At 55.9% G+C, this 23,724-nt stretch carries 19 protein-coding genes and 1 tRNA gene; 3 read left to right on the top strand and 17 right to left on the bottom strand.

Going from position 1 to position 23,724, the window contains the following annotated elements:
- Window positions 1-71: 71 nt before the first annotated feature.
- The gene (locus ACW8F6_RS16545) at window positions 72-1,001 is read left to right on the top strand and encodes a GGDEF domain-containing protein (protein ID WP_491576988.1); all 930 of its coding nucleotides are present in this window, start codon (window positions 72-74) and stop codon (window positions 999-1,001) included.
- A gap of 6 nt (window positions 1,002-1,007) precedes the next feature.
- On the opposite strand, the gene ACW8F6_RS16540 is transcribed toward ACW8F6_RS16545, so the two are convergent.
- From ACW8F6_RS16540 to ACW8F6_RS16515, 6 genes are all read right to left on the bottom strand, one after another.
- Window positions 1,008-1,700 (bottom strand): hypothetical protein, encoded by a 693-nt coding sequence (locus ACW8F6_RS16540; protein WP_491576987.1) that lies wholly within the window; start codon window positions 1,698-1,700, stop codon window positions 1,008-1,010.
- Between the two features lie 72 nt (window positions 1,701-1,772).
- The gene (locus ACW8F6_RS16535) at window positions 1,773-3,299 is read right to left on the bottom strand and encodes an alpha/beta fold hydrolase (RefSeq protein ID WP_491576986.1); all 1,527 of its coding nucleotides are present in this window, start codon (window positions 3,297-3,299) and stop codon (window positions 1,773-1,775) included.
- A complete protein-coding gene (locus tag ACW8F6_RS16530; RefSeq protein ID WP_491576985.1) occupies window positions 3,296-4,003 on the bottom strand; it encodes a TIGR01621 family pseudouridine synthase in 708 nt (235 codons plus the stop codon). The genes ACW8F6_RS16535 and ACW8F6_RS16530 overlap by 4 nt, the downstream gene beginning before the upstream one ends.
- On the bottom strand, window positions 3,996-4,709 hold the full coding sequence (dnaQ, locus tag ACW8F6_RS16525; protein ID WP_491576984.1) for a DNA polymerase III subunit epsilon: 714 nt from the start codon (window positions 4,707-4,709) through the stop codon (window positions 3,996-3,998). The genes ACW8F6_RS16530 and dnaQ overlap by 8 nt, the downstream gene beginning before the upstream one ends.
- Window positions 4,710-4,759: 50 nt before the next feature.
- Entirely contained in the window at window positions 4,760-5,197 is a 438-nt protein-coding gene (gene rnhA / locus ACW8F6_RS16520) for a ribonuclease HI (protein WP_491576983.1), read from the bottom strand.
- 39 nt (window positions 5,198-5,236) lie between these two features.
- A complete protein-coding gene (locus tag ACW8F6_RS16515; protein WP_491576982.1) occupies window positions 5,237-6,118 on the bottom strand; it encodes a class I SAM-dependent methyltransferase in 882 nt (293 codons plus the stop codon).
- Between the two features lie 127 nt (window positions 6,119-6,245).
- On the opposite strand from ACW8F6_RS16515, the gene gloB reads away from it, so the two are divergent.
- Window positions 6,246-7,025: a hydroxyacylglutathione hydrolase gene (gene gloB, locus ACW8F6_RS16510; RefSeq protein WP_491576981.1), complete on the top strand. Its 780-nt coding sequence runs from the start codon at window positions 6,246-6,248 to the stop codon at window positions 7,023-7,025.
- Between the two features lie 104 nt (window positions 7,026-7,129).
- On the top strand, window positions 7,130-8,713 hold the full coding sequence (locus ACW8F6_RS16505; protein ID WP_491576980.1) for a LysM peptidoglycan-binding domain-containing protein: 1,584 nt from the start codon (window positions 7,130-7,132) through the stop codon (window positions 8,711-8,713).
- A gap of 136 nt (window positions 8,714-8,849) precedes the next feature.
- On the opposite strand, the gene ACW8F6_RS16500 is transcribed toward ACW8F6_RS16505, so the two are convergent.
- The 11 genes from ACW8F6_RS16500 to fadB all read right to left on the bottom strand — a co-directional run bounded on the left by ACW8F6_RS16500 (window position 8,850) and on the right by fadB (window position 23,652).
- Window positions 8,850-10,727: a SurA N-terminal domain-containing protein gene (locus ACW8F6_RS16500; protein ID WP_491576979.1), complete on the bottom strand. Its 1,878-nt coding sequence runs from the start codon at window positions 10,725-10,727 to the stop codon at window positions 8,850-8,852.
- A gap of 162 nt (window positions 10,728-10,889) precedes the next feature.
- A complete protein-coding gene (gene hupB, locus ACW8F6_RS16495) occupies window positions 10,890-11,165 on the bottom strand; it encodes a nucleoid-associated protein HU-beta (protein ID WP_491576978.1) in 276 nt (91 codons plus the stop codon).
- A 242-nt stretch (window positions 11,166-11,407) separates the two neighbouring features.
- A complete protein-coding gene (lon, locus tag ACW8F6_RS16490) occupies window positions 11,408-13,816 on the bottom strand; it encodes an endopeptidase La (RefSeq protein WP_491576977.1) in 2,409 nt (802 codons plus the stop codon).
- A 205-nt stretch (window positions 13,817-14,021) separates the two neighbouring features.
- A complete protein-coding gene (gene clpX, locus ACW8F6_RS16485; protein WP_491576976.1) occupies window positions 14,022-15,320 on the bottom strand; it encodes an ATP-dependent Clp protease ATP-binding subunit ClpX in 1,299 nt (432 codons plus the stop codon).
- A gap of 125 nt (window positions 15,321-15,445) precedes the next feature.
- Complete coding sequence (gene clpP / locus ACW8F6_RS16480; protein ID WP_491576975.1) at window positions 15,446-16,087, bottom strand: ATP-dependent Clp endopeptidase proteolytic subunit ClpP; 642 nt, start codon at window positions 16,085-16,087, stop codon at window positions 15,446-15,448.
- Between the two features lie 216 nt (window positions 16,088-16,303).
- Complete coding sequence (tig, locus tag ACW8F6_RS16475) at window positions 16,304-17,626, bottom strand: trigger factor (protein WP_491576974.1); 1,323 nt, start codon at window positions 17,624-17,626, stop codon at window positions 16,304-16,306.
- Between the two features lie 54 nt (window positions 17,627-17,680).
- Window positions 17,681-17,765 (bottom strand) — tRNA-Leu (locus ACW8F6_RS16470).
- Between the two features lie 158 nt (window positions 17,766-17,923).
- Window positions 17,924-18,799 (bottom strand): TraB/GumN family protein, encoded by an 876-nt coding sequence (locus tag ACW8F6_RS16465; protein ID WP_491576973.1) that lies wholly within the window; start codon window positions 18,797-18,799, stop codon window positions 17,924-17,926.
- The gene (locus tag ACW8F6_RS16460; RefSeq protein ID WP_491576972.1) at window positions 18,800-20,146 is read right to left on the bottom strand and encodes a hypothetical protein; all 1,347 of its coding nucleotides are present in this window, start codon (window positions 20,144-20,146) and stop codon (window positions 18,800-18,802) included. It abuts the gene before it with no gap.
- A 167-nt stretch (window positions 20,147-20,313) separates the two neighbouring features.
- On the bottom strand, window positions 20,314-21,492 hold the full coding sequence (gene fadA / locus ACW8F6_RS16455; RefSeq protein WP_491576971.1) for an acetyl-CoA C-acyltransferase FadA: 1,179 nt from the start codon (window positions 21,490-21,492) through the stop codon (window positions 20,314-20,316).
- A 15-nt stretch (window positions 21,493-21,507) separates the two neighbouring features.
- Window positions 21,508-23,652: a fatty acid oxidation complex subunit alpha FadB gene (fadB, locus tag ACW8F6_RS16450; RefSeq protein ID WP_491577007.1), complete on the bottom strand. Its 2,145-nt coding sequence runs from the start codon at window positions 23,650-23,652 to the stop codon at window positions 21,508-21,510.
- Window positions 23,653-23,724: the final 72 nt, after the last annotated feature.

The raw sequence follows: 23,724 nt of genomic DNA, 5'->3' as shown, positions 1-23,724 counted from the left end.
TCAGCACCGTAAACAGCTACGGGCCAGATCACTTGCACGGCCAAGGCCGACAGTCACCCGAGGGGTACACCATGCAGGAACCCAATCACGTTACGCAGCTGCACACCCGTGCCGCCAACAAGCGCAAGCTGACCCGCATTGCCATTCAGGACGATCCGGAGCTGCGCCACAAATTGGTCCACGCCTTGCAAACCACGCTGGACCTGCAGGCGCTGCTGGATATTTTCATTAAGTACCTGGATCGCCAGGTCGCCATTGGCGGCCTGAATTACCGGCACCCGGCGCGCGGTATCCACCTCTCGCTGGGCAAAGAAAACCTGCACCACTGCGACTACCGGCTAATTACCCCCAGAGACAACCTGGGCGAAATTCGCTTTAACCGCGCCAAGCGTTTTAGCGAGGCCGAAATGGCCTGCATTGAATCGCTGCTCGGCACGCTGATCTACCCGCTGCGCAACGCCCTGCAATACCAGGATGCACTCAAGGCCGCACTGCACGACCCACTCACCGGCACCGGCAACCGGGTTGCCATGGACACCGCCGTCAGACGCGAATTGCAGATGGCGCAGCGCTACGGACAAAGCCTGTCGCTGATGATGGTAGACCTGGATTACTTTAAGCAAATCAACGATCGCTACGGCCACGCCGTGGGCGATGAAGTACTCCACGAAGTGGCACAAACCATCATGCAGGTGGCGCGCGCCACCGATATGACATTCCGCTACGGCGGTGAGGAATTTGCCGTGCTGCTCAGCAACACAGATTTAGAGGGAGCAGAAATTATTGCGGAGCGCGTGCGCGAAGCGATTGCCGAACTGGACATTCAACAGGGCGATCAGCGTCTGCAGGTAACCGCCAGCCTGGGACTGGCGCAGTGGCAAACGGAAACCAGTGCCAAACAGCTTTTCGAGCAAGCCGACAAAGCGCTGTATCAAGCCAAACACCTGGGACGCAATTGCGTCGCCACCAGCCGGCCCATCAGCACCGCCATCCAGGCATAGCGGGGCTTATACAAACAGGTCTAACTGCTCTTCATCCACTGCCGGGCGCGCTCGGCCGCGCTTGTTGGCTGAGCGGGATTTAGGCACCACCGCCGCAGTTTGCTCTGTGCGCGGACTCTCGTCAAAACAAGGCAACACGGCGGTTTGAGGTGGCGAATGGTGCGGCAGGCTAGCAGGGGCTGATTGAGGCCGCGCTTTGGCTGAGCGCTTTCGCAATTTGGGCCGCACTGCCCCTTCCACCAACGCCCCCGAGGCCGTATCAGGCTCGCTGATCGGAGGGGATGCCTGCAGCGGCTGCCCCGTCCAATCAATTCCCTCGCCCTCTTGCACCGCCGTGGCAAGCTGCCCCTCAAACGGTAGATAGTCGGCCCAGGCTGCCGCCGCATCGCAATAGGCAATGCCCTTGAGGTAGCGAATACGCAGCGCCTGCTGACGCAGCCAATCAGCACTGAAACACACCGCCACCCCCGGCTGCTCACCCCAGGCCTGCACAGTGGCTTCAGTAGCCACCAAAAACCAATGCAGCGATGCGCCGGCCAACTCGTTTGCCAAGCCCCGAGCACACAAGCCGTCCACCAGATTGCGCAGCGCAGGGTCTTGCGCCTCGAGACGACTTTTTACCAGTTCACCACGCAGCGGCGCCAGTGCCTGACGGGCCAGGGTAGATGTTTGGGCTCTGATTGCTACAACGAGATTCATGCTTGCTACAACGGAAAAAAGGCGGCAATTCTAACGACAATTACGCCATTACAACAACCGAAAAACGGCAAATTATTGGATCTGTTCACTGTGCTGCAAGGCAATGCGCTCGGCCGTACAGGCACCGCCCGACAACTGCAATTTTCGCTCGGGGCGGCGTATAAAATTGGCCAATAATTGTTCGGCGCAGACATCGCTTGCAACCACCGCATGGCCCACCTGCTCAAAGCGAGCCGCCTGCCAAAGCGGCAGTGAATTCTGCAGCGGCACCACCCACTCCACGGGCGTAATGGGATCTAGCGCACCGCTAAGCATTAGCACCGGCGCCGACACAGTGGCCGGCAAATCGAGCGACAATTGCTCGGCGCCACGAAGCCCGGAAAAAAGCTCCGCACCACAGACATCCCACTGCATTTGCCCTTCCAGGTAACGCCGGTAATGCGGACTCTGCGCCAACGCCGATTGCACGGCCTCCGACGCAGACGGCGCATTGTCTTTGCACTCGGCGGCATAAAATACCAATTCGGAAAACAGCGGATCAAAGGCATTGTTGATAAAGTTTTCAGCCAGTGTACGCAACGCCGTTTCATTGCGCACGGGCAATTCCTGTAGCGCCTGACCAATATCCGGCCACAGGTACTGGTCGTAAATTGCACTGAAAACAATCTGTAAAAAGCGCTGCCCGTTGACCGTTAGCGTATAGGGTGCCTCGCCATACCAACTGGGCAACGACAAAATCACAGGCCGGCTATCCAGAGCCGAAAGCACCTGCTGAAAATTCTGTTCGCTATTCGCGCTCTGAGCAATGGCGACGGGCAGTTCGCGGGCGCATTGGTGGCGATCGCACCAGGAAAAAAAGCGCTGCATGGCACTGTTCATCAGCGCCGGCCACTCCTCGCTTTGCCCTCGCCCCGGCGGATAAATGGAATCCAGCACCAGCGAGGTGAGTGGTCGCTGGGCAGCCACTGACAGTGCCAGGCGCGTTCCGTACGACACACCCCACACATGCCACTGTGCATAGGGTAAGGCGTCCATCAAGGTGAGCATGTCGCGGGTGTCTGCTGCCGTACCCAGCGCCGACACGGCAATGCGTTCGACCTCTGGCTGCGGGCTTAGGTGCTGATCAAAACAGGCCGTCATCGCCTGAAAAATCAAATCATTTTCGCGGTGCGCGGGTAAATTTTTCGCTAGCGCGCGCCGGTACTGTCGCCGAAACACGTCGCACTGCAATTGCGGTTGTGCAAGCCCGGTGCCCCGCCGATCTACCAACACTAAGTCGGCATCAAGTGCCATACGCTGGTATTGCGCCTGCCAATAAATCATATCCTCGGCCGATAAAAAGGCGCTGCCACCGGGGCCACCCGACAAATACAACACAGCCGATTGCGCCGGCTGTGTTGCGCGCAACACCACCACGGGCAATTGAAACTGTTGCCCTACCTCAGTCACATTTAGGTGATAGCAATCGGCGGGTACTTCCGCACTGAACCAGCAGGTTTGCGCCACCAACTCGATGCCGTCGGCCGGTAAATTCGGCGACCGAGGCTCGCAGGCCGCCAGTAGCATCGCCGACAATAGCAGAGGAAAAATCAACTTCATAAACGTGCGCCGTCAATGTGTTGCGGTAACTGTGGCCACGCCAGGGCACCGGGTGTGTGGTAGTGAGCCAGAGCATCTTGTGCGGCTGGCGCGAGAAAATGCTCGCCCACCGAAGGCTGCACAGAAAAGGACCACGCCCTGCCCGCCAGAGTAAAATTTAACTGAAACGCGTGCAGATAACCGCGGTCTGCCGGCCCGCCACCGTACACATCATCGCCTAGCACCGGGGAACCTAAACTTTTCAAGGCCACCCGCAACTGGTGTGTTTTGCCGGTATGTGGCTTCAGTAGATACAAGCGCCGCCCCGCCCCCAACCCTTGCGAAAAAAATTGAGTGACAGCGGGATTGTCGGCAGAGGCCAAAAGCTTCCAGCTTTTGCGACGACTGCGAACCATGTCGCCGAGGATCAAGCCCTGCTTTTTTTTTGGTTTTCCCTGCCCGATAGCCAGGTAGAATTTATGCATTTGGCGGCGGGCAAAAAGTTCACTTAGCTGACCTGCCGCCGCCACCGAGCGCGCTAACAACACCAATCCCGAGGTCATTTTATCCAATCGATGTACGGGCCACAGGGGTTCACCTAAGGCGGCACCCACCCTAGCCGCCAGGCCGGGCACGCCGTTGTCGGTATGAAAGTCGATGCCAGGTTGCTTATCAACCACAACAAAGGCGGCCTCTTGGGCCACCCAGGAAAAGCCGTCAGTCACCGGATTGCAACCACAGGCACTGCCCGCTGATTTTCTGCAACTTTTCCAGCTTTTGCTGGTGCGCTGCTAGTTCGTCTGCGGCAGCGGCAATCACGGGCAAGGGCGTCCGCTGGCTGTCCAGGCGACGAATCCCCTGGCTGCCACCGGACGACTTCTGCTCACTCGCGCTGGCGAACGACAAAGCCTCTTGACCACCGGTCATTAACAAGTAGACGTCGGCCAAAATTTCGGCGTCGAGCAGTGCGCCGTGCAGATCGCGCTGAGAGTTATCTACGCCATAGCGTTTACACAGGGCATCCAGATTGTTTTTCTGGCCTGGGTGCTTGGCTCTGGCCAATGCCAGGGTATCGAGTATGCCGCAATAGTGTTCGATATTTTGTTTGCCGTCGGCCAGCAAACGAAACTCGTGATTGATAAATCCCACATCAAAGGGCGCGTTGTGAATGACCAGCTCGGCGCCGTCCACAAAGGCTAAAAAGTCATCGGCCACCGCGCGAAACAGCGGCTTGTCGGCGAGAAACTCGTTGGTAATACCGTGCACATCAATGGCGCCCTGCTCTACTTCGCGATTGGGGTTGATGTATTGGTGGTAGTGGCGACCGGTGAGTTTGCGATTGACCATTTCGACACAGCCAATTTCAATAATCCGGTGCCCTTGATTGGGATCGATACCCGTGGTTTCTGTATCCAGTACAATTTGGCGCATAACAATACTTTTTGTGCAGACTAAAACTCTACTAACGCATACAAAAGGCGTCAGCGACTGATTTGTTCAATGCCTAGGTTGGCCAGCTCATCGGCAATCTCGTTTTCGCGATGCCCTGAGTGCCCCTTTACCCAGGCCCAGGTGATGGTATGGCGACCGGCCTGTTCGTCGAGCGCGCGCCACAAGTCTTCATTTTTTACAGGCTGCCGGCTGGCGGTTTTCCATCCATTGCGCTTCCACTTGGCCATCCAGCTGGTAATCCCCTGACGCACATATTGCGAATCGGTGGTCAGCACGACCTCGCAGGGCTCGGTCAGGTGGCGCAAGCCTTCGATGGCCGCCATCAGCTCCATGCGGTTATTGGTGGTATGGGCTTCGCCGCCGCACAGGGATTTCTCTTTATCGCCGTAGCGCAGTAACACGCCCCAGCCGCCGGGGCCGGGATTGCCTTTGCAGGCGCCGTCGGTGAATAGCTCGACCTTTTTCAAACTGGCGTTCTCTCTGCTAAAACCGCAGAGGATACCAGATCAGGATTCTGAGGGCGGGTTTTTGTAGCCGCGATTGCGCTGATGCCCGGCACCGCGCCGCGCAATTTTATTGGATTTGGGCAAGGTGCGGGCCCCCAGGCCCTGCAGCACTTCGCTGGCGGCCCACATTGGGCGCACCGGCGTTAACGGCGTTACCTCTTTGCGCGCCACCAGCACATAGAAGCCGCCTCCCTGCCACTGCCAGCGCTCGCACCAGCTGTCCCAGGTGTGCAACAGCGCCAGTGCCCGCTGCCCCTGCAGTGGCGGGCGGTAAAAGCCACGGCTGAGGCTGGTGGCCTCGATGTCCAGCAGGCGCAGCCAATCCGTTAAACGCCGCACCGACAGCGCCTGATAGCGCCAGTGGGGATCGCGGCTCCACTTGGCCAACATTTTCCAGGCACCCAGCAGGCTCCAGGGGTTAAACCCGACGATCACCAAATGACCGCGAGGAATCAACACCCGAGCCGCCTCGCGCAGCACCTGATGCGGCTTGTTGGAAAATTCGAGAATATGGTGCAGCAATACCACGTCGGTGCTCTCGGCGGGCAGCGGCAATTGCTCGGGCTGCGCCAGGGCTGCGGGGTTGTGGCCCTGAACGGCCTCCGGGGCCAAGGGGTTCAGGCTAAAGCGATGCAATATACGGCTGGTGGCCGTTAACTCTAAATTTCGGCACACGCTCATCTGGCAAAGGTGGTAGCCAAACAGGCATTGCAGCACCTCGTCCACCTGCTGCAGCTCGCGGCTTAACATCTCGCGCCCCACCGGCGTTTTAAACCAGCGCTCCATGGCCGGCACCGCTTCCGACAGCGGCGGCAGGCCCCGGCCCCAGTGGGTCAACCCGGGCAGGCGTTTAAACCGTTCAGGCGGTGTCAGATAGCTCATAGCAACTCCAGCCTGCGCCCTAATCTAGAGCGCGCTTGGTAAACGAGTGGCGCGACTTTGTTATTATGGACACAGGCTCCGGCAGATTGCCACTCCCCACCCACCGTCCCAAGAAGGTCTTCTCACTATGCTGGATATCACCCCTATTCGCGCTTTTACAGATAATTACATCTGGGCCCTGAGCGACAATCAACACTGCTGGGTGGTCGATCCGGGTGACGCCGATCCAGTGGAGCGCTGGCTGGACAGCCAGCAGCTCACGCTGGCCGGGATTCTGATTACCCACCACCACAACGACCACATTGGCGGTGTGGACGCCCTGCGGGCCGGGCGACCAACGCTGCCCGTGTACGGGCCCGACAGCGCAAAGATCCCCCAGATTACCGAAGTACTGGCCGCCGGCAGTGAATTACAGCTGGGACCTTGGACGCTGACAGTACTGGCTGTGCCGGCTCACACACTGGATCATATCGCCTACTACTTGCAGCCCGATACGCACCAGCCAGGCGCGCTATTCTGCGGCGATACCCTGTTTGCCGCAGGTTGTGGTCGACTCTTTGAGGGCAACCCAAGCCAACTCCACAAGGCCCTCGAGGCCTTTAAACAATTGCCACCCGCCACGCTGATTTGCTGTGCCCACGAGTACACACTGGCCAATCTCGCTTTTGCAGCTGCCGTCGAACCAGGCAATCCACAGATCGAGCAGCGCATCACGCAAGAGCAATGCAAACGCAGCGCCGGGCTGCCTACGCTGCCCTCCACACTGGCTCTGGAGCTGGCCACCAACCCCTTTATGCGCACCGACCAACCAACGGTGCAGGCCAGCGCCCGGCAACACGCCCAGCAATTGCTCGCCAGCCCCGCCGACTACATGGGCGCGCTGCGGCGCTGGAAAGACACCTTCTAAAGCAAAAAGTTATTATGGTGAACTAGATTTATGATCGTTTGTTGACCAGCTATGCCGGCATCCCTACAATTCGGGGCAATTACGCAGATAGTTTCCGGCATCAGATGAAATTTACGTTGAAACCCTTGGCCGTGGCACTTGCTGCGAGCGGCTTGCTGTTAGGTTGCAGCCAGATCCCCACCGAGGCCCAGAGCCTTGTCAAAACCCAGAAAACCCAAGTGCTGGATGCCTACTGCCCGGTGGATGAGGCGGCCTGGCTGGTATTCGCACCCGAAGAGCACCCCGACCTCTGGCAGCGCATACGCGCAGGCCTGGAAATACCGCCCGTTCACAACGAGCGGGTCGACACCTATATCAAATGGTATTCAAAAAATAACCGCTATATGGAGCGAGTCGCAGAGCGCGCCAACCGCTATCTGTACCACATAGTGGACGAGCTCGAAGCCAACGACCTGCCTCTGGAGCTGGCCTTGCTGCCCATTGTGGAAAGCGCCTTTGACCCCTTTGCCTACTCCCATGGTCGCGCTTCAGGCATCTGGCAATTCATTCCCGGCACCGGCAAACATTACGGTTTGAAGCAAAATTGGTGGTACGACGGTCGACGGGACATTGAGGCCTCTACCGATGCCGCGATTCGGTATCTGACCAACCTGAACAATCAGTTTGACGGCGATTGGCTGTTGGCGCTGGCCGCCTACAACACCGGCGGCGGCAATGTGCGCAAGGCAATTCGCCGCAATAAGCAAAAGGGCCGCCCCACAGATTTCTGGTCGCTGAAATTACCGCGCGAAACCAGCGCCTATGTGCCCCAATTGCTGGCGTTAGCGGAGCTGGTGCGCAACCCCGACGAGTACGGACTGAGCCTGCTCGAAATACCCGACACCCCCTATTTTGAGCGCGTAGACCTAGATGCGCAGATGGACCTAGCGCAGGCGGCCGAGCTGGCCGATATGTCGCTGGAAGACCTCTACCACCTGAATCCCGGCTACAACCGCTGGGCCACCGATCCCGAAGGCCCCTACCACTTTCTGCTGCCCCTAGAGAACGCCGCAGTATTCAAAGAGCGCATCGCACAGATGCCCCCGCGCGAACGCGTCAGCTGGGCGAATTACACCGTAAAATCGGGCGACAGCCTGAATCTGATTGCCAAGCGCCACCACACCAGCGTCAGCGCGTTAAAAGCGGCCAACAGCCTCAGCTCCAACATGATCCGCAAGGGCCAAACGCTGGTGATTCCCGTGGCTAGTCAGCCTGTGGACAGCTATGCCTACAGCCAAGATCAACGGATCAAAAGCAAACAGGCCCGCTCCAAGGGCAAGGCAGGCAGCCAAAAAGTGTCCTATGTGGTAAAACGCGGCGACAGCCTGTGGAAAATTGCCAATGCGCATAAAGTTAGCGTCAGAGATGTAGCTCGCTGGAACGGCATGGCGCCCAAAGACCCCATCAAACCCGGCCAAAAGCTGGTGCTTTGGTCTAAAACCACAATTGCCAGCAGCACCACCAACAGCAACGGTGTGATTCGCAAAGTAAACTACCGCGTCAGGCGTGGCGACTCACTGGCCCGGATTGCCGGTAAATTTAATTTGCGCGTGGCCGACATTCTGAAGTGGAACACCATGGATACCCAAAGCTACATTCATCCCGGCCAAAAGATCACGCTGTTTGTGGATGTCACGCGGGTGAATTAAAGCGCGCGAATTAAGTACTGCTATACAACAAGCAAACCAAAAAAAACCCGCTAGCGCGGGTTTTTTTTAGTCTGTCAGCCGCGTATTCGCACGGCATTAACGGGCCGGCAACACACCGCTACCAGCCCGCACTGCATCAATAAATCGTTATCTCCGCCTTTTCTTTCAGCGCCGCTTCAAAGGCAGCCACTTCAGCGTTGGCAATTTCATAACTTAAACGTTGGGACAGGGCCTTGCGCTCTTCTTGCGTTAGCGCGGCAAGTTCTCCGTCTACCACCTTAACCAATTTTACCAACACCAGATCGCCGTCTTTGTTGTAGGTCTGACCAAAGGCAGGAGCATCGCCGACTTGTTGCAAGTCAAACACACCCTTCAACAATTCGGCATCATAGCGTGCATCGCTGCGCTTAACGGACTGACTCACCTGCCAATCGTAGCCGGCTGCTTGCGCCAGTGTTTCAACATCGGCGCCAGCGCGGAGATCGGCCAGTAGCGTCTCTCCCTGCTTGGCCAACTGGGCCTTGGCTTTAACTTCTGCCAACTGCGCGCTAATCAGGTCAGACACCTCGCCCAACGGCTTAACTTTTGCCGGAAAGTGCTCGGTTACCTTCAGAACAGCAACGCTGGTTTCGCTCAGCTCAAGTACGGGACTATTGTGGCCATCTTTCAAAACATCGGCCGAAAATGCCGCTTCTACGACGCGGGGATCGGCTGCCAGGCCAGCGCCGCCAGAGCGGGAAAATGCCGGCAGTGTTTGCACAGAAAGCCCCAGCGTCTGCGCAACTTCATCGATGTTTTGATTGTTGTAAGCCTCTTCTTTCAAGCGCTCCAATTTTTCAACAAAAGCCTGCTGAGCTTGCGACTCGGCCAAGGCCATGCGAATCATCGGCGCCTCTTCTTCCAGTGTGGGAGGCTCGGCTTGATCCAGAGCCACCAACTTAATGATATGCCAGCCCGCATCGGTTTCGACGGGCTCGGATACCTGACCAACGTCCAGTGCCGCCAAGGCCGTCTCAAAAGGCTCGGGAAAGGTATCGCCCGATGTAAAACCAAGATCACCGCCTGTCTCACGGGTACCTAAATCATCGGACAAGCGCGCCGCTACCGCCGCAAAATCTTCGCCTGCAGACAGCGCTTCTTGCACTTCAGCTAACTTTGCCTGAGCGGTATCTGCATCTTCCGCTTCCACCAAAATATGCGCCGCCTGGCGCACGGGCGCCGTCTCGTAGGACTTCATGTTTTCGGCATACTGCGCCGCAATTTGCTCGTCGGTGACCTCTACGGTGGCCGCAATATCTGCAACGTTCAGCTCGATCAGTTTTGCCGATACGCGCTCGGGAACCTGGAACTTATCCTGATTTTGCTGGTAGTAAGTTTCGATTTCCTCGTCCGCCACTTCTGTTGCAGCCAAAACCGGCGCCAAGGGCAAGGTGACATAGTAAAAGTCACGGGCTTGCTCACTGAGGCTGACATATTGCGCCAGCTGCTGTTCGGTCACAAAGCCGGTTAAGCCAACAGCGGATACGTATTGTGCAGCAATAATTTCCTGGCGCACCATTTCGCGGTAGCCCGCCAAGGTGTAGCCCATTGACTGCACCATGTAGGTGAAACGCTGGGCGTCAAATTTGCCATCGACCTGAAACGCGGGTGCATTGACGATGAGCTCATCCAGGGCTTTATCGCTAATGGTCATACGCCCCGCTTTAGCGCCCTGTACGCGCAATTGGCGATTGACCAAATTGTCGAGAGCCGGGCCGCGCAGGCGTTCATCGGATAAAAAATCTGTGGGCAACTGGTCGCCAAAACGCTGGGTCAGCTGGTCGCGCTGCATGCTGATGGCACGTCTTAGCTGATTTTCGGAAACAATGTCATCGTTTACTTCGGCCGCTTTACCGGACTGCGTGTCGCCGGTGAACAGGCTATCTACACCAAAGAAGATAAATGGCACTGAAACCAGCAGTACCAAGAACATCGCAACGGTTCCTTTAAGGTTGTCACGAAAAGATTGCAGCATGGTCTACCCCAGCATCTGTCTAACCGCTAAACGCGGTACATGGTCTTGTAAATCCGGCGTTTATCAGTAGCCGGTGATATGAAAAAGGCGCATCAGGGATGCGCCTTTTTCGCGATTGCATGATTGGCGCCTGGCCAATCATCGCTCTGCCTATCGCAGAAATTAACCGTTTACAGCATCCTTCAGCGCTTTACCGGCTTTGAAGCCCGGTACTTTAGCTGCAGCGATCTGAATCTCTGCACCCGTCTGTGGGTTGCGACCGGTACGCGCTGCACGCTCTTTAACTGCGAAAGTACCAAAACCTACCAATACAACCTGATCACCTTCTTTCAAAGCACCAGTGATTGAGTCAACCATTGCATCCAACGCACGGCCGGCAGCAGCCTTTGGGATATCCGCAGAAGCGGCAATCGCTTCGATCAATTCAGATTTATTCACACTAAACCCCTTTTATTATTACAAGTTCCACTATTTACAACGAAAACTGTAACGACTAATGAAAAAACAACGTCTGTTCAAGCCGCGCTCTGCCTGACCATCGCGTAACGAATTGCGATTTATACCAACTGAACCAAGGGCGGTCAAGGCATGAATCGCAGATTTGGCGCGGCCTGCACGGGATTTCACGGTTTTTTTCCGTTCCGCGCAAAGCCTCGCCACAAAGATCAATAAATGATCAATCAATGCGTGCTAATTCGCTTAGCACTGTCCTGCGCCTGCTGCTCCAACGCACGGTATTCCTCATCGGAATACGGCTTGGGAACGTCCTGCAGGGCAATTTCCAAGACCTGGTCTACCCACTTCACCGGCAATATTCGCAAATCAGCTTTGATATTGTCGGGGATATCTCGCAAATCCCGCTCGTTATCGGCGGGGATTATCACGGTTTTAATACCGCCGCGGTGTGCTGCCAGTAACTTTTCTTTCAGACCACCAATACGCAGTACCTCGCCGCGCAGGGTAATCTCGCCCGTCATGGCTACATCCGAGCGCACGGGAATATTGGTGAGCACCGACACCAGTGCCGTGCACATGGCAATCCCGGCACTGGGGCCATCTTTGGGCGTGGCGCCCTCGGGTACGTGAATGTGGATATCGGTCTTTTCGTGGTAGTCGGGCGCAATACCCAACACTTGAGCACGGGACTTCACTACCGTCAGGGCCGCCTGGATAGACTCCTGCATGACGTCGCCCAGCGAACCGGTTTTCACCATGCGCCCTTTACCTTTCACGGCGGAGGACTCGATAGTAAGTAATTCGCCACCTACCTGGGTCCAAGCCAAGCCGGTCACCTGGCCGATTTGATTTTCCGCATCAGCGCGCCCGAAGTCATACTTCATGACCCCCAGATAGTCTTCCAGATTTTTTTCATCGACGGTGACACAACCGGTGGTTTTCTGTTTAACGTGCTCGGTCACCACCTTGCGGCACAGTTTCGCCATTTCGCGATCCAAGCCGCGCACGCCGGCCTCGCGGGTGTAATAGCGTACAACGCCCAAGATAGCTTCATCGGTGACGTTAATTTCCTGCTCTTTTAACCCATTGGCTTTCAATTGCTTGGGCACCAGATAGCGCTTGGCAATATTGAGCTTCTCGTCTTCGGTGTAACCCGGAATTCGAATAACTTCCATGCGGTCCAATAGCGGGCCGGGAATGTTCATGGAGTTAGAGGTGCACACAAACATCACGTCAGACAGGTCGTAGTCAACTTCCAGGTAGTGGTCATTAAATTTTGCGTTTTGCTCGGGATCGAGCACTTCCAACAGTGCACTGGCGGGATCACCGCGATGATCCATGCCCATCTTGTCAATTTCATCGAGCAAAAACAGCGGGTTTTTGACGCCCACTTTCGACATTTTTTGCACCAGCTTACCGGGCAAAGAGCCGATATAGGTGCGGCGATGACCCCGTATTTCCGCTTCATCGCGCACGCCACCCAAGGCCATACGCACAAATTTCCGGTTGGTAGCTCGCGCGATGGATTCACCCAGAGAGGTTTTACCCACACCGGGCGGGCCCACCAAACACAGAATTGGCCCCTTCACTTTTTTGACGCGTTTTTGTACGGCAAGGTATTCCAGAATGCGTTCTTTCACTTCCTCTAGGCCGTAGTGATCGGCCTCTAAGATTTCTTCGGCACGCGCCAGATCGTGGCGCACTTTGCTGCGCTTGTTCCAGGGAACATTCACCATCCAGTCGATATAAGAGCGCAGTACCGATGCCTCTGCAGACATGGGCGACATCATTTTCAGCTTGGCCAGTTCAGCCTTGGTTTTTTGATCGGCATCCTCAGGCATTTTGGCATCGGCAATCTTGCGCTCGAGCTCGTCAAATTCGTTGCCCTCTTCGCCAATATCACCGAGCTCTTTCTGAATGGCTTTCATTTGCTCGTTCAGATAATACTCGCGCTGGCTTTTTTCCATTTGCTTTTTCACGCGGCCGCGGATGCGTTTTTCCACCTGAAACAAATCGATTTCCGCTTCCATTAACCCCAGCAAATGCTCCAGTCGCTCGCGCACTGAAACCATCTCGAGAATGTCTTGCTTTTGGGCAAGCTCCAACGACATGTGAGCCGCCACAGTATCCGCCAGGCGACCCAGATCGTCGATGCCCGACAGCGAGGTCATTACCTCGGCCGGAACCTTTTTGCTGAGCGTGACATACTGTTCGAACTGGGTCATCGCCGAGCGCAACAGCACCTCGGCCTCGCGCTCGGGAACTTCGTCTGAAGGCAAGGTGGCAATATTGGCTTGGTAGTAGCCGCCCATGTCGGTAATGTCGTTCAGACGCGCGCGTTCGCCGCCCTCAACCAACACCTTAACCGTGCCATCGGGCAGCTTGAGCAGCTGCAAAATGGTGGAAACCGTACCAATGCTGTACAGGTCTTTGCCATCCGGATCATCGTCGGCCGCGTTTTTCTGCGCCACCAACAAGACTTGCTTGTCGGCCGCCATGGCCGCTTCCAGGGCTTCGATAGACTTTGCCCGCCCCACGAACAGCGGAATGACCATGTGGGGGTATACCACCACGTCGCGCAGGGGTAACAGGGGTAAGTCAGCGTGCGTCTCTGCAGGTGCTTGGTGATCCATAAGGTGCCTCTTTAATCTATGCCGTCCGTTGAACACGGCTTGCAATCAAGCCTAGCAGCTCTGTAAGTGAGTCAGCGGTACAGTCGTAATCGATTTTACGTTAATCAATCAGTGGGGGCGATGTCCACTGTTTACAAGCAAGCGATGGCATCACACATAAAAAAAGAGCCTGAACGGCCCTTTTTTTATGCTTTTTGATGGCTTTTTAGTCTTGCGGTGCCACCTTTGCCGGTTTTTCCTGATTCTCGTAAACCAGCAACGGCTCAGATTCGCCGCGAATAACCGATTCGTCAACCACTACCTTTGAGACACCCTCTTCCGACGGAATTCGGTACATGGTGTCGAGCAGCACGTTCTCCATGATAGAGCGCAGGCCGCGCGCGCCGGTTTTGCGGTCCATGGCTTTTTGCGCCACAGCGTCCAGCGCATCGGGTCGGAAATCCACCTCGACGCCTTCCATTTCAAAGAGCTTGGCATATTGCTTGGTGAGCGCATTGCGGGGCTCGGTCAGAATGGTGATCAAGGCCTCTTTATCCAGCTCTTCGAGCGTGGCAATGACTGGCAAACGACCGATAAACTCGGGAATCAGACCGTAGCGCACCAGATCTTCCGGTTCTACGTCACGCAGCACTTCGCCCACGTTACGCTTGTCGTCTTTACTCTTCACCTCTGCGCCAAAGCCGATACCGCCCTTTTCCGAGCGATCGCGAATGACCTTATCCAGGCCGGCAAAGGCGCCACCACAGATAAAGAGGATGTTGGCGGTGTCCACCTGCAGGAATTCCTGCTGCGGGTGCTTGCGACCACCCTGTGGGGGCACAGAGGCCACCGTGCCTTCAATCAGCTTCAACAGCGCCTGCTGAACACCCTCGCCGGAAACATCGCGGGTGATCGACGGGTTGTCTGATTTGCGGGAAATCTTGTCGATTTCATCAATGTAAACAATGCCTTGCTGGGCCTTCTCTACATCGTAATCACATTTTTGCAGCAGCTTCTGGATGATGTTTTCAACATCCTCACCCACATAGCCCGCTTCGGTCAGCGTGGTGGCGTCGGCGATGGTGAACGGTACATTCAGCATCCGCGCCAGGGTTTCGGCCAGCAGCGTTTTACCGCTTCCGGTGGGCCCCACCAGCAGAATGTTACTCTTGCCTAGCTCGACGGGCTCTTTTTCCTTGCCGGCCTTTTCGCCAGTGCGCAGGCGCTTGTAGTGGTTGTAAACTGCCACAGCCAGCACTTTCTTGGCGATTTTTTGGCCAATGACATACTGATCGAGGGTTGCCGCTATCTCCTGGGGCGTCGGCAGCTTGCCGCTGTCACCCTCAGCTACAGCCTCTTGAATTTCCTCGCGAATAATATCGTTGCAAAGATCCACGCACTCATCACAGATGAATACGGACGGACCGGCAATCAGCTTGCGAACTTCATGCTGACTTTTGCCACAGAAGGAGCAATACAACAATTTACCGTTGTCGTCTCCACCTTCTTTTGTGCGATCGGTCATCGACCCACTCCACTTACCACAGTTCTAATGATACAAGATGCAAGCTTTGCCTTGGATTTTCAAGTGCAAAGGCCCTCTTTAAGGGAGTTTAGCCCCCGAGGGCGCATTGATCCTGCCGTTACGGATTATTTTTCAGCCTTTGGCCGGCTGGACAGCACCTTATCGATCAAACCGTATTTCATGGACTCTTCAGCGCTCATGAAGTTATCTCGCTCGGTATCGCGTGCAATCTCCTCCACTGTACGGCCTGTGTGCTCGGCCATAATTGTGTTCAAGCGCTCGCGGATTTTAAGGATTTCCTGCGCCTGAATATGAATATCACTCGCCTGACCTTGGGCACCGCCGCTTGGCTGGTGAATCATGGTACGGGCGTTTGGCAAGCAATAGCGCTTGCCCTTGGCACCGGCGGCCAGCAGGAACGAACCCATGCTGCAGGCCTGACCCAGGCACATGGTGCTGACGTCTGGCTTAATAAATTGCATAGTGTCGTAGATAGACATGCCCGCAGTAACGGAGCCACCGGGCGAGTTAATATACAAATGGATATCTTTATCGGGGTTTTCCGCTTCCAGGAACAATAGCTGCGCAACCACCAGATTCGCCATATGGTCTTCCACCTGGCCCACCAAAAAGATCACGCGCTCCTTCAACAGGCGCGAGTAGATGTCATAGGAGCGCTCGCCGCGTGCGGTTTGCTCCACCACGATGGGGACCAGGCTGTTAGTTACAATGCCCGAGGCACTGTTGGCTGCATCAAAACTTGCCATCTTGATTGTCAATTCCTTGTTCAGTCTGAAATATTGCCTTGGGAAACGAGGCTGCAGCTACCTATACCAGTGATCATTTTTTGACCGGAGTAGCGATTCTGGTTTCCATTGCACTGGAGCTTAACCCGAGATAAGGGCGCCTGCCAACACAACAAGCATAGCTAAGAAAAGAAAGCCGCGAGTTTTACGTCGCGGCTCCGTCTATCAGATCAATAATTAGGCGTCTTTTTCAGCCGGCTTGATGACTTCGTCATAGGTGCTGGCCTCTTCTTTCACCTTACCTGCAGCGAGCAGGAAGTCTACCACCTGATCTTCCAGCACTGCAGACTCGACGCTGGCGAGCAGCTCGCGGTTGCTGTAGTAGTGGTTAATTACTTCTTCAGGCTCTTGATAAGTGCTGGCCAATTCCTCCACCATGGTGCGCACGCGATCGGCGTCCACCTTAATTTCATTGGCTTTTACAATTTCACCCACAACCAAGCCCAACTTCACGCGACGCTGAGCTTGCTCGGTAAACATATCGTCGGGTAACAGTGACGCAAAATCCAGCTGCGCGTTGTTGGCTGCACCGCCAAAACGCTGCACCATCTGATTGCGCAGCGCGCCAATTTCAGACTGCACCAGCGCCTTGGGCAAATCAACTTCGTGCTTGCTAACCAGCGCATCCATAACCTGAGTTTTGACTTTGGCTTGCGCTGCATTTTTCAGCTCGCGCGCCATATTGTCTTTTACTTCGGCGCGGAATTTTTCCAGACCGCCTTCAGTAACACCGTATTTTTCAAAGAAAGCGTCGTCCAGTTCCGGCAATTTCTGCGCCGACACGCCATTCACTTTCACGGTGAACTGCACGGCAGCGCCGCGCAAGGCTTCAGCTTGATAGTCCTCGGGGAAAGTCAGATCCAAGACGTGCTCTTCGCCAGCTTTACAACCGATCAGACCCTTTTCAAAACCGGGGATCATTGAGTCTGAGCCCAGCACCAGGAACTGGTTTTCAGCTGAACCACCCTCAAAGGGCTCGCCGTCTTTGGTGCCCACGTAGTCGATATTTACGCGATCACCTTTTTTCGCTTTGCGCTTAATTTCTTCCCAGCTCGCCTGCTGCTTTTGCAGCACTTCGATCATCTTGTCGATATCGGCGTCGGTAACCTCTGCGGTTAAACGAGTAACTTCCAAATCGCTAAAATCGGACAGGGCAACTTCTGGGTAAACTTCGAAAGTGGCCACGAACTCAAGGTCTTTGCCCTCTTCCATCTGCTTGGGCTCAATGCTCGGCTGGCCGGCAGGCTTCACGTCTTCTTTTCGAACAGCGTCATAGAAAGAGCGGCTCATTACTTCGCCCACAACTTCCTGGCGCACACCGGCACCAAAGCGCTGCTTAACGACTTTCAAAGGCACCTTGCCTTTGCGGAAACCGTTAATGCGCACGGTTTTGGCTGCTTGCTGCAAACGCTTGTTCACTTCGCTGTCAATTTGATCGGCGGGAACGCCCACAGTCAAACGACGCTCTAGACCGGAAGTCGCTTCGATAGAAACCTGCATTTTTATCCTCGTGAAATCTGGGAGGATGCGCACGCATCCCGGTATCTCAAAATATGGTGCGGAAGGGGGGACTCGAACCCCCACACATTGCTGCACCAGAACCTAAATCTGGCGTGTCTACCAATTTCACCACTTCCGCATGGTTAGTTCAGCACTAATTAGCAGTGCTTAAACTGATCAAATCTTGCGCTAACTCTTTGTTTTTACTGGATTAATTATAAAAATAAACCAGTGGCCGCGCTCAAGGGGTGCTGATTGTGCCACAGTCGATTGCACGGTTCAACAAACTTGAAACAACTAAAGCGGGTTAACACTAAAGCCCTGTGTGCGCAGTAATGAAGGCAGGCCGTCATTGCCCAACAGGTGCCCTGCCCCCACTACTACAAACGTCGTATCGTGCACCTTTGCCAATTGCGCGATGCGCTCGGCCATGGCCTGATTACGAACAACAAATAGCGACTGATAGAGGCTGGCGCCGCCCGCACCAAGCCGCACCGGCTCGAGCACCAATTCGCTCAGCACAGCATCGTCACCGCGACGCCAGGCCTGCACCATATCGTCTAAGTATTCCATAGAAGCCTGGGGCTCCATCAAAGTGCTATCCAAAAGGTGTTGCTGCGCTACCTGGGATAAACCGGCAAAAATACCCATTTGGCGCTCTAGCGACTCCAGCTCTACCAGTGTCTTATCACCCCTGCGGGCCAGAAAATAGCGATCCACGCCCAGTGCCGGCTGGTATTCAGATTGCGCCATTAAATGGTTGGTAATTTGCAGCGATAACAACCAAGGGCGCATGCGCTGGCGCTCAGCGGCCGGTGGACACACCGCATACAGTGCGCAAAAGTCTTGTAATTTGGCGGCCAGAGCGGGTGATAAGCCCTCGTTAAGCCCGGCCTGCCCCGGCGCAAAAAAACCCAAGCGCTGCATCAGCGCAGCCACCGGGGCTGGCTCCAGCTGGGTGATATCAAGCTCTACTGCCAGCACATCCGCACTGCGAAAGGCGCGCTCCAGCGCCGGGGCCAAAGGGTAAAAAGACGCGGTCCCCAGATGCACACTGCCCACCAAGTAGACCTGCTGCCCCGAGGGGGATAGCGCCAGCCACGCCGAAGGGTTGGCACCGGCCCAACAGCAACCGGCACTCCAGCACCAAAAAAGAAGGAGTAAACGCGCCATTTAGCGCGGCACCGACACAAGTGCCACGGCGGGCTCGGCGCCGTCGTTATGTAAGGTAACATCCTTGCAGGAAGCCGCGACAAAATGCGCCTCCGAAGCCGGCAGCGGCCTATTGGCCAACTGCAGGGAACCCGTCACACCCATAATCAAGCAATAGCGACCTGCCAGAGAAATTGTTAGCCCGGCACCCGGCTGCAGCTTAACGCGCTCGACGGTAAAGTCGTCAAATGCCACCACCCGCTCGCGCCGACAGCCGGCGTGTTCGTCCAACAGTGGCAGCGCTTCGGGTACAGGCGCTTCCAGGTTGACCGCCGCCATCGCCGCCTCGGTGTCCCAGTGAGATTGGGTCAAGACCTTTTGCGCGAAAGATAGAATCTGGCGCTCATACACGGGGGTTTGAAATTCAACGGTAGTCACGCCGTGCAATAGCGAGTGCGGTGTATAACAGGGCACGCGCACCACATCTCCCACCTTGAGCGGTCTTACTGCGGCAAAGCTATCTAGCTGCGCGCGCAACTGCTGCTCCTGCTCGGCCAGCGATTGCGGTATATCTTTCAGCCAGGCCTTTAGTTGTCCCGCGGGAACAGCGGCGTCTAAGGCGATACCCGCACGCAGACGCCGCTGATCCAACAGGCCATCGATCTGGTTGCGCACGCGCTGGTAGTCCCGCACCGCTGCCAAATACGCCGACTTAAATGCCGCATCGCCGTCGTATTCCGCGCGTTTAGCCTGGCAAAAACCCAAGCGTATGCCGCCCTCGCCGCTAGGCCAAGACTGGGCGTCTACATGGGTCACCACATACACCTCTTGTTTTTGCTGATGCATTTCGAAGTAGAGGTCGCCAAAAACCGGCTCGGGAAGCGGGTCTAATATTTTAAGCAAAGTGACGCTGCGAGGCTGGCCAGCCGTCAGAAACTCCGGCAGTACCGCCAGCAACCAAGGCAGCGGTACACAGTGACCGCGCGCATCGCGCACGCCCGACTGACCGCGACTTTCGATGCCGGTAAACCAGATTTCCCGCCCCCAAGGCTTTGGAATGTGGACGGGGCTCAGCACCAAGGGCCGGGTAAGGTCGATACAAGCCAGCTCGCGCGCCTGGGCCCAGTCGCTCAGTGTTTGATGGTTCACTGGCACTGAGTCCAGCGAAAACCGACCCGCCTCAAACACGACAACGGCCACCGGTAAACACCGACGATGGGCCAACAGCGCCATTAACTGAATGCTGGGGGCACCGGGTAAATAATAGGGATCGTGGGCAATGCGCAGGCACACGCAGCCATCATCGCGCGCTGTTTGAGCGGCCAACCACTGGGCTGCATCCTGATGTATGTCTGTTGGCGCCGGCAAACCACTCTCCACCCTGTGACCAAATAGGCACGGCAGTTTATCAGATCGCCCACGCCACGCCACGGCGAATCCGCCTGGCAAATCGTGCGCCCATAAAAAAGGGCCCGCGCAACGGGCCCTTGGGTTCAGCTACGCAGGTGCTGCGCAGCGAATAACGCCAGTATCGTTTAATTAAGCCGCTCGATCACGGTGGTAATCCCCTGCCCCAAGCCGATACACATAGTCGACACGCCGATGGCGGCATCTTTATTTTGCATAGCCGTGAGCAGCGTGCCCGTAATACGCGTACCCGAGCAGCCGAAGGGGTGCCCAAGCGCAATGGCACCGCCAAACAGGTTTACCTTTTCATCCATGACCTCTAACAGCTTCAGGTCTTTCAACACGGGCAGCGCCTGTGCCGCAAAGGCTTCGTTAAGCTCGACCACCTGTACATCGTCGATGGTCAGGTTGGCCAGCTTTAATGCCTTCTCGGTGGCGGGCACAGGGCCATAGCCCATGATGCTGGGATCAACCCCAGCAAGCCCCATAGAGGTGATACGCGCAATGGGCGTTAAACCCAGGGCCTGGGCTCGCTCGGCGGACATCACCAGCATAGCCGAGGCACCGTCCGACAATTGCGACGAGGTCCCGGCAGTGACTGTGCCATTGCGCGGATCGAATACCGGGCGCAATTGTGCCAGCGCTTCCACGGTGGTATCCGGCCGAATAGTTTCGTCCTCTGTTACAAGCACCGGAAAACCCTGGCTGTCGTGGCCTGGCACCGGAATAATTTCACGATTGAAAATACCCGACTGCGTTGCGCGGGCGGCCAATTGATGGGAACGCGCACCGAAGGCGTCCATTTGCGCGCGAGTAATGCCATGCAACATAGACAAATACTCTGCGGTCATACCCATATTGCCCGCCGCTTTTGCCACCGAGAGCCCCAGCAAAGGATTTGGGTCTACCGATTCGTACATAGGTAAGTGGCCCAAATGTTCGACACCGCCCACCAAATACACATCGCCTTGGCCCGCGCGAATATTCACCGCCGCCGTGTGTAACGCACTCATAGACGAACCACACAGCCGGTTTACGGTTTGTGCCGGCACCGAGTGTGGTAAGCCCGCGCGCAACACCACATTGCGTGCGATATTAAAACCCTGCTCCTCGCGCTGCAGCACGCAACCCCAAATCACATCGTCAATTTCTGCGGGATCTAATTCCGGATTGCGCGCCAATAGCCCCCGAATAACCACCGCCGATAAATCGTCGGCCCGCACATTGCGAAAACAACCATTTTTTGAGCGCCCCATGGGGCTGCGACCGTAATCTACGATAACTGCATCTTTCGGATGTAAGCTCACTCTGAATCCCTCGCCTTATGCGTAGTATTTTTTGCCAACCAACGCCAGCATACCGGGCGTTGGCTCGTACAATTCACCCAGTGCACGATGCTCATTGGCCATGGCAATGACCGCATCGATACCCACACTGTCCACCCAGCGGAAAACACCGCCCCTGAAGGGCGGGAACCCCAAGCCATAAATAAGCGCCATATCGGCTTCGGCCACAGAATCGACAATGCCCTCTTCCAAGCAGCGCGCCATTTCTGTGACCATGGGCACCATCATGCGCGCCACAATCTCTTCGTCGCTGAATTCGCGACGCTCTGCGCAATGGGGTGCCAGTAACTCATAAGTCTGCGGATCGACGAGCTTGGCGGGTTTGCCTTTTTTGTCGGCCTCGTAGCGATAAAAGCCCAAATTATTTTTTTGGCCGTAACGCTTGGCCTCGTACATGATGTCGGTGCAAGCTCTAAAAGTTTTGCCCATGCGCGTGGGAAAGCCCTCAGCCATTACTGTTTCGCAGTGTGCCGCTGTGTCGATACCCACCACATCTAGCAAATAGGCGGGCCCCATGGGCCAACCCCAAGCTTGCATTACCTTATCTATCTGCTGGAAATCGGCGCCGTCGCGTAGCAACATTGAAAAGCCCGCGAAATACGGAAACAGCACTCTGTTCACCAAAAACCCAGGGCAGTCTTTTACCACAACGGCTTTTTTGCCCATGGCATTGGCGTAGGCCACTGTGCGAGCCACCGCGGTATCGGAGGTTTTTTCGCCGCGTATCACTTCTACCAGGGGCATGGCGTGCACGGGATTAAAAAAGTGCATGCCACAAAAATTTTCCGGGCGTTTGAGCGCCTCTGCCAAGTGAGTAATAGAAATAGTCGACGTGTTCGACGCCAAAATGGTGTCGTCTGTCACCTTGAATTCAACGTCCGCCAATACCGCGTGTTTTACCTTGGGGTTTTCAACCACCGCTTCAACCACCATATCCACCTGATCAAAGCCGTCGTAGCTCAAGCAAGGTTCAATGCGCGTTAGTACTTCAGCCATTTTGGCCGGGTTCATGCGCCCTCGCTCAACCTGTTTGGTTAACAGCTTGGCGGCCTCGTTCAACCCGAGGTCAATACCCGCCTGGGCGATATCTTTCATTTTTATGGGCGTACCCTTAAGAGCCGATTGGTAGGCGATGCCACCGCCCATAATGCCCGCCCCTAAAACCGCCGCACGCTCAATTTTTTTGTCGGCCTGTTTTTCCCAACCCTTGGCCTTTTTGCCGATCATTTGGTCTGACAAAAACAAACCCACCAGCGCTGCAGCTTGTGGACCCTGTGCGAGATTTGCAAAGGTGCTGGCCTCCTCTGCCAGGGCCTCCGCCCGATCGCCCTTTGCCGCTTTTTGCATGGCCTTAAGTGCGGCAATTGGCGCTGGATAATTTTTACCCGCCTGCGCTGCAACAAAGGACTTTGCCGTCTCAAAGGCCATTAATGCCTCGGTATCGTTGAGCTGCATAGGGCCGGTTTTCTGTTGTCGACGAGAGCGATAGTCGAGCTTACCGTCGATACATTGTTTTACCGTGTGCAGCGCGCACTCGCGCAATTGTTCTGGCGCCACCACCGCATCCAGTACGCCGGCTTTTAGCGCCGCATCTGGCCGCTGCTCTTTCCCCGATGCTATCCAGTCAGCCGCCGTGTCAACGCCTGCAATACGCGGCAAGCGAACCGTACCACCCCAGCCGGGGATCAATCCCAATTTTGTTTCTGGCAAGCCAATTTTTGCAGCACTGCTGGCCACGCGGTAATCGCACGCCAGGCAAAACTCCAAACCTCCGCCCAATGCAAAGCCATTGATGGCCACCACCACGGGTACCGCCAAATCCTCCAGGCGATTATTGTTGTCATTGTTCTTTCGCAGGTGCTCAACAACAGCCTCTGGACCACTGCCAAACACACTGCCAAATTCCGTGATGTCAGCACCGACGATAAACACCCCTTTAGCCGAGGTAGCAATGACACCGGTCAGGCCGGGCGTCGACTCTAAAGCGCTAATGGCTTCAGCCAGCTCATGTACCGTCTGCAAATCAAACTTATTGACCGACTCGCCCACCGCGTCAAAACACAGCTCGGCAATACCTGCCGCCAGCTGGGTAACCGATAACGATTTGCCGTGGTAGATCATGGAACGTCTCCAATTTCTCAGTGCTGACATTGCATGCGCCTGACGTCTCACACTCTGTCGCCGAGACATTAA

The sequence above is a fragment of the Simiduia sp. genome, from assembly GCF_058345725.1.
This window is presented reverse-complemented; position numbering and strand designations above follow the sequence as displayed.